Origin of the sequence: Acerihabitans sp., from assembly GCF_036398755.1 — a bacterium.
In the GTDB taxonomy this organism is placed as follows: Bacteria; Pseudomonadota; Gammaproteobacteria; order Enterobacterales; family Enterobacteriaceae; genus Acerihabitans.
On record NZ_DASWOM010000055.1, the window covers coordinates 1 to 14,020 of the forward strand.

Annotated in this window: 12 protein-coding genes; 6 read left to right on the plus strand and 6 right to left on the minus strand. The window is 58.2% G+C overall.

What is annotated here, in order from left to right:
- Window positions 1-683 precede the first annotated feature (683 nt).
- The 4 genes from ykgO to VGC33_RS09255 all read right to left on the minus strand — a co-directional run bounded on the left by ykgO (window position 684) and on the right by VGC33_RS09255 (window position 5,649).
- Window positions 684-821 (minus strand): type B 50S ribosomal protein L36, encoded by a 138-nt coding sequence (gene ykgO, locus VGC33_RS09240; protein ID WP_331120454.1) that lies wholly within the window; start codon window positions 819-821, stop codon window positions 684-686.
- Window positions 822-845: 24 nt separating this feature from the next.
- Window positions 846-1,097, minus strand: coding sequence for a type B 50S ribosomal protein L31 (locus VGC33_RS09245; protein ID WP_331120455.1), 252 nt, complete (start codon window positions 1,095-1,097; stop codon window positions 846-848).
- Window positions 1,098-1,263: 166 nt separating this feature from the next.
- A complete protein-coding gene (locus VGC33_RS09250) occupies window positions 1,264-4,434 on the minus strand; it encodes an efflux RND transporter permease subunit (RefSeq protein WP_331120456.1) in 3,171 nt (1,056 codons plus the stop codon).
- An 18-nt stretch (window positions 4,435-4,452) separates the two neighbouring features.
- A complete protein-coding gene (locus tag VGC33_RS09255; protein ID WP_331120457.1) occupies window positions 4,453-5,649 on the minus strand; it encodes an efflux RND transporter periplasmic adaptor subunit in 1,197 nt (398 codons plus the stop codon).
- Between the two features lie 144 nt (window positions 5,650-5,793).
- On the opposite strand from VGC33_RS09255, the gene acrR reads away from it, so the two are divergent.
- Window positions 5,794-6,450 carry a multidrug efflux transporter transcriptional repressor AcrR gene (acrR, locus tag VGC33_RS09260; protein ID WP_331120464.1) on the plus strand — a complete coding sequence of 219 codons (657 nt, stop codon included), beginning with the start codon at window positions 5,794-5,796 and terminating at the stop codon, window positions 6,448-6,450.
- A 20-nt stretch (window positions 6,451-6,470) separates the two neighbouring features.
- On the opposite strand, the gene VGC33_RS09265 is transcribed toward acrR, so the two are convergent.
- Both VGC33_RS09265 and priC read right to left on the minus strand, forming a co-directional pair.
- Window positions 6,471-6,623 (minus strand): DUF2496 domain-containing protein, encoded by a 153-nt coding sequence (locus VGC33_RS09265; RefSeq protein ID WP_331120458.1) that lies wholly within the window; start codon window positions 6,621-6,623, stop codon window positions 6,471-6,473.
- Between the two features lie 103 nt (window positions 6,624-6,726).
- The gene (gene priC / locus VGC33_RS09270) at window positions 6,727-7,272 is read right to left on the minus strand and encodes a primosomal replication protein PriC (protein WP_331120459.1); all 546 of its coding nucleotides are present in this window, start codon (window positions 7,270-7,272) and stop codon (window positions 6,727-6,729) included.
- Between the two features lie 469 nt (window positions 7,273-7,741).
- Here priC and apt point away from each other — a divergent pair, with 469 nt between their 5' ends.
- The 5 genes from apt to htpG all read left to right on the plus strand — a co-directional run bounded on the left by apt (window position 7,742) and on the right by htpG (window position 13,732).
- The gene (gene apt / locus VGC33_RS09275; RefSeq protein WP_331120460.1) at window positions 7,742-8,293 is read left to right on the plus strand and encodes an adenine phosphoribosyltransferase; all 552 of its coding nucleotides are present in this window, start codon (window positions 7,742-7,744) and stop codon (window positions 8,291-8,293) included.
- Between the two features lie 74 nt (window positions 8,294-8,367).
- Complete coding sequence (dnaX, locus tag VGC33_RS09280; RefSeq protein ID WP_331120461.1) at window positions 8,368-10,635, plus strand: DNA polymerase III subunit gamma/tau; 2,268 nt, start codon at window positions 8,368-8,370, stop codon at window positions 10,633-10,635.
- 62 nt (window positions 10,636-10,697) lie between these two features.
- A complete protein-coding gene (locus tag VGC33_RS09285; RefSeq protein ID WP_131866228.1) occupies window positions 10,698-11,027 on the plus strand; it encodes a YbaB/EbfC family nucleoid-associated protein in 330 nt (109 codons plus the stop codon).
- Window positions 11,027-11,632 carry a recombination mediator RecR gene (gene recR, locus VGC33_RS09290; RefSeq protein ID WP_331120462.1) on the plus strand — a complete coding sequence of 202 codons (606 nt, stop codon included), beginning with the start codon at window positions 11,027-11,029 and terminating at the stop codon, window positions 11,630-11,632. Before VGC33_RS09285 ends, recR begins: the two co-directional genes overlap by 1 nt.
- Window positions 11,633-11,776: 144 nt before the next feature.
- Complete coding sequence (gene htpG / locus VGC33_RS09295) at window positions 11,777-13,732, plus strand: molecular chaperone HtpG (protein ID WP_331120463.1); 1,956 nt, start codon at window positions 11,777-11,779, stop codon at window positions 13,730-13,732.
- Window positions 13,733-14,020 lie beyond the last annotated feature (288 nt).

Below are 14,020 nucleotides of genomic sequence, written 5' to 3' on the forward strand. Positions count from 1 at the left end.
TTCATCATTCCTTGGCTGCCCATAGCTTGGCTGTCCATAGATAGTTATCTGACGTACCTTTCACTGTGCCAGCCGCATCCAGCAGTGTTTTAATCTATCTCGGCGCCAGTGCCTTTTCACCGCACCATTCCGTAGTGCCAGAGCATCCCACCGTGGTTAACCATTTCCCGATGCCATATCCTGCTATCCCAAGCAGCAGCGTTGCTCACGCTACATAAAAAACAGGGTGAACAGCGGCATAGTTCCCGGCATAAAGCGCGCTGACGTTGCCTGTGACCCCGGCATGAGCCGCCGGGAGCGGCGAAAGGCCCGGTTGCGCCTGGAGCGCTAACCGGGCCGGTGCAAAACGGGGGCATGGGCGGCGGAAGGCATCGCGTAGCGACGCGCGACCTGTCGGGCGCGGGGGAAGTCAAGAAGGGGCTCGCGTGAGCCCCTTCTTGTCGCTTGCCGGCACCCGGCAATACCGATAACCACCGAACGCATGGCAAGCGAAACCCCCGCCGTGGTCGCATATACCCAGCCACAAGCCGCAAACGAAACCTGCGCCGGGCAACGTAAACCAAGTCACAAGCGGCAAACGACCCCGCCGTGGTCACATAAACCCAGCCGCAAGCCGCAAGCGAAACCTGCACCGAGCCACATAAACCCGCCAGTGAGTCCCTCTACGGTGTGCCAGTAAACCGCTATTTTTTTTTGCCGCCCTGCACCGCCTTGAAGCGGGGATTGGATTTACAGATGACGTAAATGCGGCCGCGGCGACGCACCACTTTACAATCGGGATGGCGGGTTTTGGCGGAACGTAACGAGCTTAATACCTGCATGGCTTCCATACCTCTTGATACGGGCTACTTGGTGAAAAAACGGCCGAAGCGTTGATTAAAGCGGGCGGTGCTGCCTTCTTTATCCACGATGCGCTGTTTGCCGGTGTAATAGGGATGGGATTCGGATGAAACCTCCAACGTGATATAGGGGAAGGTTTCCCCGTCCAGTTCAACCGTACGGTCGGTCTTGATGGTCGAACCCACTTTGAAATACGCATCCGCGCTGGTGTCGTGAAACACCACGGTGCGGTAGTCGGGATGAATGCCAGGTTTCATATCTCGTCTCCTGTTGGTATGTTATATCATAACTATTATCCACTTTATTTTTCTCTGGTCAACCCCCGGCGCTGCGCGCCCTGGTGCTCCAGGCATAAAAAAAGCCGCTTGCGCGACTTTTACCTAAAATTCAGGCCGCGTGAGCGGCCTGAATGATAAACGGTGATTAACGGTGTGGATTATCCAACTGCGGATTATTCACCGGGCGATCTTTGTGCTGTTCTTCATCGCTGGTGTTGCCAAAGCGACGGCGAACCACCACAAAAAACACCGGAACAAAAAATATCGCCAGCAGAGTGGCGGTAATCATACCGCCGATAACCCCGGTGCCGACCGCGTTCTGCGAGCCAGACCCGGCGCCGGTGCTGATGGCCAGCGGCAATACGCCGAGGATAAAGGCCAGCGACGTCATCAGGATCGGACGCAAACGCATGCGCACCGCCTCCAATGTCGCCTCGATCAATCCCTTGCCTTCCTTATCCATCAGATCCTTGGCGAATTCGACGATAAGAATGGCGTTTTTCGCCGACAGCCCGATGGTGGTCAGCAGCCCCACCACAAAATAAACGTCGTTATTCATGCTGCGCAAGGTGGCGGCCAACAGCGCCCCGACCACGCCCAGCGGCACCACCAGCATAACCGCGAACGGAATGGACCAGCTTTCATACAACGCCGCCAGGCACAGGAACACCACAATCAGCGAGATGGCGTACAGCGCGGGAGCCTGGTTGCCGGACAACCGTTCCTGGTAGGACATACCGGTCCAGTCGTAACCGACGCCGGCCGGCAGCTTGGCCACCAGCTGTTCCATCAGCGCCATGGCTTCACCGGTACTTTTGCCCGGCGCCGCTTCACCCTGGATTTCCATCGACGGCAGGCCGTTATAGCGTTCCAGACGCGGCGAGCCATATTGCCAATGCGAACTGGAAATCGCCGATAACGGCACCATTTGCCCGTTGGTGCCGCGCACATACCAGTTGCCTATATCCTGCGGCAGCATACGGTACTGCGCGTCGCCCTGCACATAGACCTTTTTGGTACGGCCGCGGTCGGTAAAGTCATTGACATAACTGCCGCCCAGGGCCGCGCCCAAGGTGGTGTTGATGTCATCAAGCGATACGCCTAATGCCGACGCCTTCTCCTGATCCACATCCAGCTTGAACTGCGGCGTATCCTCCAGGCCGTTGGGGCGAACGCCCACCAGGGTATCGGGATGCTGGGCTATCATACCGAACAGCTGGTTGCGCGCTTCGGTGAGTTTTGCGTGCCCCAGGTTGTTTTCATCGATTAATTCGAAGTCAAAACCGGTGGCGGTGCCTAATTCAACGATAGCGGGCAGGTTAAACGCCAGGGCGATACCGTCTTTTATCTGTGATAACGCGCCGTTGGCCCGGCTGATAATTGCCGGAACCTTGTTTTCCGTCCCTTTGCGTTCATCCCAGCTTTTCAGGCTGACAAACGCGATACCGGCGTTCTGGCCGCGGCCGGCGAAGCCGAAGCCGTTTACGGTAAAGACCGAATTGACGTTGTCTTTTTCTTTGGTCAGATAATATTGCGTCACCTGATCCAGTACCTTCTGGGTCCGCTCCTGGGTGGCCCCGGCCGGCAACTGCGCCATGTTCAGGAATACCCCCTGATCCTCCGACGGCAGGAAGGAGGAGGGCAGGCGAATAAACAGCAGCGCCATGCCGACCACAATCAACAGATAGATGATCAGATAGCGTCCGGTGCTGTTAAGGATATGGCCGATACTGTCGGTATAATGATTGGTGCTTTGGTCGAACTTTTTGTTGAACCAGCCGAAGAACCCTTTGGTGGTGCCGTGATCGCCCTTTTTGACCGGCTTTAATATGGTGGCGCACAGCGCCGGGGTCAGGATCATGGCCACCAGCACCGACAGCACCATCGCCGACACAATGGTAATGGAGAACTGTCGGTAGATGGCGCCGGTCGACCCGCCGAAGAAGGCCATCGGCACAAATACCGCCGACAGCACCAGCGCGATGCCCACCAAGGCCCCCTGGATCTGGCCCATGGATTTGCGCGTCGCTTCCTTGGGACTGAGCCCTTCCTCGCCCATAACCCGCTCGACGTTTTCCACCACCACGATGGCGTCGTCCACCAATAGCCCGATCGCCAGCACCATGGCGAACATGGTCAGGGTATTGATGGTGTAGCCGAACGCGCCGAGTATGGCGAACGTCCCCAGCAAAACCACCGGCACCGCAATGGTCGGGATCAGCGTGGCGCGGAAGTTTTGCAGGAACAGATACATCACCAGGAACACCAGGATAATCGCCTCAACCAGGGTTTTAACCACTTCCTGGATGGAGATTTTCACGAACGGAGTGGTATCGTAGGGATAAACCACTTTTAATCCCGCCGGGAAATCCGCCTGCAGCCGCGCCAGCTCCGCTTTTACCGCATCGGCGGTATCAAGGGCGTTGGCGCCGGTGGCAAGCTTGATGCCCAGGCCCGCGGAAGGCTGGCCGTTATAGCGTGCGATGATCTCGTAGTTTTCCCCGGCCAGCTCCACCTTGGCCACGTCCTTCAGGCGAACCTGGGAACCGTCGGCGTTCACCTTAAGCAGGATCTTGCCGAACTCCTCGGCGTTGTTCAGCCGGCTTTGCACGATGATCGAGGCGTTCAACTGCTGGCCTTTGATCGCCGGCGCGCCGCCCAACTGTCCGGCGGCAATCTGGTTATTCTGTACCGTCAACGCGCTGACCACATCCACCGGCGTCAGCTGGAAGTTGTTCAGTTTGTTGGGGTCCATCCAAATGCGCATGGCGTATTGGGCGCCGAACAGCTGCACTTCGCCCACACCTTGGGTACGGCTTATCGGATCCTTGATTTTGGAGCCGACATAGTCGCCGATATCCTGCTGGGTGGCATTTTTATCATCGCTGATAAAACCGGCCACCATCAGGAAGCTGGCGCTGGACTTCTGAACCTGCACCCCTTGATTCTGCACGGCCTGCGGCAGCAGCGGCATGGCCAGCTGCAGTTTGTTCTGCACCTGCACCTGGGCGATATCCGGGTTAGCGCCGGAGTCGAACGTCAAGGTAATAGTGGCGGTACCCGATGAATCACTGCTGGAAGACATATACAGCAGATGATCGATACCGTTCATATTCTGTTCGATAATCTGGGTCACGCTGTCCTGCAGGGTCGTCGCGTCGGCGCCCGGATAGGTAGCGGTGACCCTGATGGTCGGCGGCGCGATGGCCGGATACTGCTCAATGGGCAGCTTCAGTATGGACAGCAGGCCGGCGAGCATAATAATGATGGCAATCACCCATGCGAATATGGGGCGATCGATAAAAAACTTAGCCATATCGTTTACCCGTTCCTATTAAGACTTTTTGGCGGCGTCAGGCTGCGGTTGTGCCGGTTGCGCCGGTTCATCGGTCGCTTCCTTGGCGGTGACCTGTACACCCGGCTTGACCTTTTGCAGGCCGCTGACAATCACGCGGTCGCCTTCCTGTAAGCCGGCGGTGACCAGCCATTTATCGCCGATCGCCTGTTGGGTGGTGATTTGGCGCACGGCAACCTTATTGTCCGGACCCACGACCATTGCGGTGGCTTCGCCACGGGGATTTCGGGTAATGCCCTGCTGCGGCACCAGTATCGCGCTGTCGTTGGTGCCTTCTTCCAGACGGGCGCGGACAAACATACCGGGCAGCAGGCTATGCTGCGGATTGGGGAAAATGGCGCGCAGGGTGATGGACCCGGTGGTTTCGTCCACGCTGACATCGGAGAACTCCAGGGTGCCGGGCTGCTGGTATTCGCTGCCGTCTTCCATCAGCAACCGCACCGCCGCCTTACCGTCCTTTTGTTTTATGGTGCCGCTGTCCAGTTCCTGTTTCAGGCGCAGGAAGTCGTTGCTGGATTGGGTTACGTCCACATACAGCGGATCAAGCTGCTGTACGGTGGCCATGGCGGTGGTCTGGCCGTTGGTCACCAGGGCGCCTTCGGTATAGGCGGATTTGCCGATGCGGCCGCTGATGGGCGCGGTAACCTTGGTATAAGCCAGGTTGATGCGCGCGGTTTCAAGCGCAGCCTTGGCGGCAAGAACCGCGGCGTCGTTTTGCTGCATGGTGGCGACCGCGGTATCGTAATCCTGCCGGCTGACAAAGTTGGTGGCAATCAGCTTCTTGTAGCGATTGACGGTGACGCGGGCGATATTGGCGTTCGCCTGCGCCTGGGCCAGATCGCCGTTGGCGCTGTCATACGCCGCTTTATAGGTTGCCGGATCGATTTGGTAGAGGGAAACGCCGGCCTGCACGTCGCTGCCTTCAACAAAATTGCGTTTTAAAATTATGCCGTTAACCTGGGGCCGGACTTCGGCAACTCGGAAAGCGGCGGTACGACCTGGTAGATCAGTTGTGACATTCAGTGATTGTTTTTTTACCGTCACCACACTAACTTCCGGGGCCTGTTGCTGATTTCCTGCCTGTTTAGCGTCTTTATTATCACATCCAACGAGAATAAAGCTGCCTGAAAGCATCAGAACGGCTGCCAGAGGCAAAATCCCTCTGTTTTTGTTCATAGATAAACCTCAAGAGTCCGATTTGAAAAAATTGATCAATTGATCACAAGCCTGCAAACCCATTGCTGCGTAACAATTAGCCTTATGCTATGGTACATACATTCGCGAATGTATGTAAATCTAAAGACAGCCAAAAAAAGCGCTATGGCACGAAAAACCAAACAGCAGGCCCAGGAAACCCGCCAGCATATTCTGGATGCCGCCATCCAGGAATTCTCCATGCGGGGTGTTTCAGCGACGTCGCTCACCGATATCGCAACGGTGGCAGGCGTTACCCGTGGTGCTATTTATTGGCATTTCAAGAATAAAGTCGAGTTATTTAATGAGATCTGGCATGCCGCTGAAGCAAAGATACTGGCATTAGAGCTAGAGTATCAGGCAAAATTTCCAGACGATCCACTACATGTCTTAACCGAGACATTGATTTACATTCTGCAGTCGACGGTATCAAATACCGAATGGCGCGCCCTGATGGAAATCGTTTTTCATAAATGCGAATTTGTCGGAGAAATGGAGCTGTTCCAGGAAGTCCGCAAAGGATTATACGCCGAATGTTATGAACGTATCGAAGAGACGCTCAATCGATGTATCGAATGCGGACAATTGCCGGCGGATATGCACTGTCGCCGCGCCGCCATTCTGCTGCGTGCCTATATGACCGGCTTGATGGAAAACTGGCTGTTCATCCCCGGAACCTTTGATCTGGCGGGCGGCTCCCGCGTCCTGATTGCGGCTTTTATTGACATGCTGCGTCTTAGCCCTAATCTGCGCCATAACTCCACCGCCCCGGTTAACCCTTGATCGGCCGGCCATCGGCATAGCTACTCTTCCCGTTGCCGCGCCTTGATCAAATAGTCTTTTTTCACGATTTCCAGGGCCGCCAGCACCAGTTCCGGTTCCATGTCGTTGCTTTCCAACAGCATAATCAAATCAACCGCCAGCTTGATCTCGGGTAATTCATCTTCCAGCGCCACCGGCCTCTCCTGAATGCGTTGTCGAGCGCATAAAAACAGCAAGTATAGATGAAAATATGAAGCAATTTATAATGAGCGAATTAACATATTGTGACAGCACGTGCTACCAGCCGGTTTCCAGGCCATTTTCCCGACGCTCGATCTGGCGTTCAATGCGCGCCAGCGCCTGACGGCAGCGGGCCAGTCGGCCCTCGAGCGCGGCGATTTCCTGCTGTAGCTGCTGTGTGCGCGCATAATCGCCGGTGTTTTGCCGCAGGCTGTCCCGGTCGCGGATCATGGCCACCAGCCGGCGCTCATAGTCCTGATGTTCATTCAGCCTGGCGTAATAGTCCACCGGCGCGGCCTTGGCCGGCTGGGCGCGGCGCAAATCCTGGGTGGCCAGTTCCCGCGCCAGGGCGGTCATTTGATCGATAAGCCGCTGCGCCAGCCATGCCACCCGTTCGGTGTAGCCCTGATCGACGGTCAGCGTCAGGCGTTGCAGCGTCTGGCGGCTTTCGGCCAGATAGTCGTCCAGCCGGGTGCCACGGCTTTGGAACAATTGGTGGTCGAAGCGGGACTGCGCCACCGGCTGGTGTCCGGCCGCGTCGACCCGCTTGGCCAACGCATTGAACTGGTCGTTTAAGGTGGTGAGGAGCCTGGATGAATGCACGCCGTTTCCCTGAGTAAAAAAGCGGTAAAACATAGATTAACCCGGTATCGGCATCATACCGCGTTCGCGCACGCCCTGAACAGCGTGCCGGCGCACTCTGGCCGCTGGCAAATGTAGCCTGTTTCGCCGGCTGGCGCTTACAATTAACCGGCGATTGTGATCGGGGTGACAGTGGCCGGCGTCCGAAGAAGGATGAAAATATTGCGGGCGCGGGGTATTTTAACAGGGATGCGAAAATGGGGGCCGGTAACCACCGGAAAACACGCCATGCGCCGACGGTTGACTTTACGCAACAAAAGGATGAATGAGTCACCCACGACGGTTGCATTTTCCCGCCAGTTTGCATAGATTTGAGCGCTTTCGTGCGCGGTCGGTCCTGCCAGTCCATGATAGAGCGTGATGTACTGTCGTCGTTCAGGATAACGCGTCCGCGCGGATTATGTTTTCCTTAGTTTCAGGCACATACACTATGACCGCGACGGCCGAACAGCTAGCACTGATTAAACGCAGTATCAAAACGATTCCCGATTACCCCAAACCGGGTATTTTTTTCCGGGATATCACCAGCCTTTTGGAAAATCCCCAGGCTTATGCCGCCAGTATCGAGCTGCTGGTGGATCATTATCGCCACCATGGCCTGACCAAGGTGGTGGGCACCGAAGCGCGTGGTTTCCTGTTCGGCGCGCCGGTGGCGCTGGCGCTCGGGCTGGGATTCGTGCCGGTGCGCAAGCCGGGCAAGCTGCCGCGCGCGGTGTTGAGCGAAAGCTACGAGCTGGAATACGGCGTCGATAAGCTTGAGATCCATCAGGACGCCATCGCCCCCGGGGATCGGGTGCTGGTGGTCGACGATCTGCTCGCCACCGGCGGCACTATCGAGGCGACGATCAAACTGATCCGTCGGCTGGGCGGCGAGGTCAAGGATGCGGCGTTTATCATCAACCTGGCGGATCTCGGCGGCGAAGAGCGCCTGGAGCGCATGGCCGTCAACAGCTATAGCCTGGTTGGTTTCCCGGGGCACTGAGCATATCAGCCTCGCGCTCCGGTGCGAGGCTGTGTTAGCATGACCTCCCTGTCCATCGACTTATTTCGCGACCCATGAGCTATCAGGTTCTTGCCCGTAAATGGCGTCCGCAGACGTTTTCAGATGTAGTAGGTCAGGAACATGTTCTGACGGCGCTGACCAATGGCCTTTCACTGGGCAGGATCCATCACGCCTACCTGTTTTCGGGTACCCGCGGCGTCGGCAAGACCACCATCGCCCGCCTTCTGGCCAAAGGGCTTAACTGCGAAACCGGCATTACCGCCAGCCCCTGCGGCCAATGCGCCAACTGCCGTGAAATCGAGCAGGGCAGGTTTGTCGACCTGATCGAGATCGACGCCGCGTCGCGCACCAAGGTCGAAGACACCCGGGATCTGCTGGATAATGTGCAATATGCCCCGGCGCGCGGACGTTTCAAGGTCTATCTGATCGATGAAGTGCATATGCTCTCCCGCCATAGTTTCAACGCGCTGTTGAAAACGCTGGAAGAGCCGCCGTCCCATGTGAAATTCCTGCTGGCGACCACCGATCCGCAAAAGCTGCCGGTTACCATCCTGTCCCGCTGCCTGCAATTTCATCTCAAGGCGCTGGATGTCGGTCAGATTCGCGCCCAACTCGAGCATATCCTGCGTGAAGAGGATATCGCCAGCGAGCCGCGCGCCCTGCAGCTATTGGCGCGCGCCGCCGACGGCAGCCTGCGCGATGCCCTGAGCCTGACCGACCAGGCCATCGCCATGGGAATGGGGCAGGTCACCACCCAGACCGTGGGCGATATGCTGGGCACCCTGGACACCGAACAGCCCCTGGCGCTGATAGAAGCGCTGGCGGCGGCGGACGGCAACGCCATGATGGCGCAGCTGGCCCATAGCGCATCGCGCGGCGTGGACTGGGAAACCCTGCTGGTGGATATGCTTACCCTTTTGCATCGTATCGCCATGGGGCAACTGGTGGCGGATGCGCTTGACGACGAGGACGATGCCGCCATTGCGCCCCGGCTGCGGGAACTGGCCAGAATCATCCCCCCGGCCGATTTACAGCTTTATTACCAGACGCTGCTGGTGGGGCGCAAAGAGCTGCCGTTCGCTCCCGATCGCCGCATGGGGGTGGAAATGACCCTGCTGCGCGCGCTGGCGTTCCACCCGCGCATTATTGATGCGGACCCGCCGGCGCCGGCGGATGATACGGAAAAAAAAACGGCTGAATCCGCCGCTTTAGCGCCGGATCGTTTAAATAACCACCGGAAGGCGCCGGGAAACCCCGCGCCGCCGCCGGTCCAGCGCGGGCAAACGACGCCGGGAAATACCGCGCCGCCGGTCCAGTTCGGGCAAACGACGCCGGAAAACCCCGCGCCGCCGCCGGGCCAGGGCCGGCGGGTGATTGCCGCGCCCAAGGCGCGGGACGACGCCGCCGCCGATATGCCCGATGAGTGGGCCAGCGCCGCCGAGCATTACGCGGATATGGCCGGCGACCCGTCATCCGCCTATGCCGGCGATGACATGTATGCTTACCAGGCTGACGACGCGGCCGGGCCTGTTGTCGCGAATGCAGGCCCGCGGTCGGCGCCCGCCGGGAACGATCCGCCGCCGCCGGCATCGCTGCCGGACAGCACCGCGCAGCTGCTGCTGGCGCGCACCGCCTTATTGCAACGCCATGGCGGCCAGCAGAGAAAGACCGATGCGTCGCCATCGCCGGTGCGGACACGGCCCGCCAACAGCGCCCTGGAACGTCTGGCCACGGTCAGCGAACAGGCCCAGCAGCGGCAGGCCGCCGGCGGCAAAGAGGCCACGACCGCCAACGCCGTCAAACCGGAGGCCTATCGCTGGAAAGCCAGTATCCAGCCCACGCCCGCCAGCGAGCCGGTGGCGACGCCCAAGGCGCTGCGCACGGCGCTGGAGCATGAAAAAACCCCGGAACTGGCGGCCCGTCTGGCCGTGGAGTCCATGGCGCGCGATCCCTGGGCGGCGCTGGTGGACAGCCTGAAAATTCCCAAGCTGGTTCAGCAGTTGGCGTTAAACGCCTTCAGGGAAGATCCGGCGCCGGGCAAAGTCTGTCTGCACCTGCGGTCCGCCCAGCAGCATCTGGATTCCCCCGTTTCCCAGGGGACGCTGGCCGCGGCGTTAAGCGCAGAACTTGGCGCCCCGGTTGAATTAACCGTGGTGACAGATGATAATCCGGCGATACGTACTCCGCTGGAATGGCGACAGGCCATATACGAAGAGAAATTGATGCAGGCGCGTCAGGCGATTATCGCGGATAATAATATCCAGACGCTCCAGCGTTTTTTTGACGCCGAATTGGATGAAGATAGCATCCGTCCTGTTTAACTGCCGCGCGGCGGGCATCGAGATGCCACCCCGCGGTTCGACGCTACAAGAGAGGGAAATGTATGTTTGGTAAAGGCGGAATGGGCAACCTGATGAAACAGGCCCAGCAGATGCAGGAAAAAATGCAGCAGATGCAAGAAGAGATCGCCCAACTCGAAGTGACCGGCGAGTCCGGTGCGGGTTTGGTCAAGGTCACCATTAACGGCGCGCATAACTGCCGGCGTGTTGAGGTCGATCCCAGCCTGCTGGAAGACGACAAGGACATGCTCGAGGATCTGATTGCGGCGGCTTTTAACGACGCGGCTCGCCGTATTGCCGAAACCCAGAAGGAAAAGATGGCGTCCGTCTCCAGCGGCATGCAGCTTCCTCCTGGTTTTAAAATGCCGTTCTGATGCAAACCAGTCCATTGCTTGAGGCGTTAACCGAAGCCTTGCGTTGTTTACCCGGCGTCGGGCCGAAATCGGCTCAACGCATGGTATTCCAACTCTTGCAACGGGATCGCAGCGGCGGTATGCGCCTGGCGCAGGCGCTCACGCGCGCCATGTCGGATATCGGCCACTGCGCCGACTGCCGGACGTTTACCGAGCAGGACATCTGCACCATCTGCGCCAATCCAAGGCGCAGGCAGACCCGGCAGATCTGCGTGGTGGAAAGCCCGGCGGATATCCACGCCATAGAACAGACCGGGCAATTCGCCGGCCGTTACTTTGTGCTGATGGGGCACCTATCCCCGCTCGATGGCATCGGCCCGGACGATATCGGCCTGGATCGCTTGCAAGAGCGCCTGGCCGGCGAGGACGTCGCCGAGGTGATCCTGGCGACCAATCCCACGGTGGAAGGCGACGCCACCGCCAATTACATTGCCGAAATGTGCGCCCATTATGATGTCCTGGCCACCCGCATCGCCCACGGCGTGCCGGTGGGCGGCGAGCTGGAAATGGTCGACGGCACCACGCTTTCCCATTCGCTGGCGGGACGCCACCCGATTAAATTTTGAACCGGCGGCGCGCCCGCGCCGTTTCTTCCGCCACCTTTTTTACCTTTCGTGCTTGAATTCCATCGCCGCGATCCCCATCTGTTCATCATTGCAGTATCTACACCCGCCTGATTGACAGCTATTTGGACTGAGGTAAGTATCGATATGAAAGGACAAGAAACCCGCGGATTCCAATCTGAAGTTAAACAATTGCTTCAGCTGATGATCCACTCACTTTATTCCAATAAAGAAATCTTTATACGCGAACTGATCTCCAACGCCTCGGATGCGGCGGATAAACTGCGTTTCCGCGCCTTATCCCAACCGGATCTTTATGAGGGGGACGGCGAGTTACGGGTACGTCTGTCGAGCAACAAGGAAGCACGCACCCTGACCCTGAGCGACAACGGCATCGGTATGAGCCGCGAAGAGGTTATCGACAACCTGGGTACCATTGCCAAATCGGGCACCAAGGCCTTCCTTGAGTCCATAGGCTCGGATCAGGTCAAGGACAGCCAGCTTATCGGCCAGTTCGGCGTCGGTTTCTATTCCGCCTTTATCGTGGCCGATAAGGTCCAGGTGCGCACCCGCGCCGCCGGCGCCTCCGCCGACGAAGGGGTATATTGGGAATCCGCCGGTGAAGGTGATTACACCATCGCCGATATCACCAAACCCGAACGCGGCACCGAAATCACCCTGCACCTGCGCGAAGGCGAGGACGAATTTCTGGATGACTGGCGTTTACGCAGCATCATCAGCAAGTATTCGGATCATATCGCCCTGCCGGTAGAAATTGAAACCCGCGGCCAGGCGGAGGTGGTCGACGATGAAAACGCCGCCGCCGAAAGCGAAACCGACGCCGCCACGGACGCCGGGACCGATAAGCAAAAAGACACCGCCGAAACCGTCACCTGGGAAAAAATCAATAAGGCCCAGGCGCTGTGGACGCGCGGTAAAGGCGAGATTAGCGACGAGGAATATAAAGAATTCTATAAGCACCTCTCGCATGACTTCAGCGATCCGCTTATCTGGAGCCATAACCGCGTCGAAGGCAAGCAGGAATATACCAGCCTGCTGTATATCCCGGGCCAGGCGCCGTGGGATATGTGGAACCGCGATCATAAACATGGCCTCAAGCTCTATGTCCAGCGCGTATTTATCATGGACGACGCCGAACAGTTCATGCCCAACTACCTGCGTTTCGTTAAGGGCCTGATTGACTCCAACGATCTGCCGCTGAACGTGTCGCGCGAAATCCTCCAGGACAACCGCGTTACCCAGAACCTGAAAAGCGCCCTGACCAAACGTGTGCTGCAAATGCTGGACAAGCTCGCCAAGGACGATGCCGAAAACTACCAGAAATTCTGGCAACAGTTCGGCCTGGTGCTCAAGGAAGGCCCGGGCGAAGATACCGCCAACGGCGAAAGCATTGCCAAGCTGCTGCGCTTTGCCTCGACCCACACCGACAGTTCAGCGCAAACCGTGGCGTTGCAGGATTACCTGGGGCGCATGGTGGAAGGCCAGGAAAAAATTTATTACATCACCGCCGACAGCTACGCGGCGGCCAAGAGCAGCCCGCATCTGGAACTGCTGCGCAAGAAAGGCATCGAAGTCCTGCTGCTTTCCGACCGCATCGATGAATGGATGATGAGCTACCTGACCGAATTCGAAGGCAAGGCGTTCCAATCGGTCAGCAAAACCGACGCCGCGCTCGACAAACTGGCCGACGAAGAGACCGCGGAGGACCAAAAGGACGCGGAAAAAGCGCTTGAGCCGTTTGTCGCGCGCGTCAAGGCCTTCCTGGGCGATCGCATCAAGGATGTGCGCCTCACGCACCGCCTGACCGATACCCCGGCGATCGTCACCACCGCCGCCGACGATATGACCACCCAAATGGCGAAGCTGTTTGCCGCCGCGGGTCAGGCCGCGCCCGAGATCAAATATATTTTTGAACTCAATCCGGATCACGCGCTGGTCAAACGCGCCGCCGATATCAATGAAGAAAGCCACTTCAACGAATGGATCGAACTGCTGCTCGATCAGGCGCTGCTGGCGGAACGCGGTACCCTGGACGATCCAAACCAGTTTATCCGCCGTATGAACCAACTGCTGAGCGCATAACGCCGCGCGGGAACATTTAGCGGCAATCCAAGGGCCAGGTTAACCTGGCCCTAATACTATGGAAAAACATGCTCCAACGCCGAATCTAAAGCAGACGTGTTCAAGGGCGAGCGTGCCGATGGGGTCGAATCGGGCGTGGTGTTTTCACCCGACCGAGCGCCCCACGGCGCGCTATGCCCGCCAACGCTAAATTGAAAGCAGACGTGTTCAAGGGAGAGTGTGCCGATGGGGTGGATTCTGAAAGCGCGGTAAAACAATCTCTCCCTGCGCCCGCTCCTTGAGGAAGCA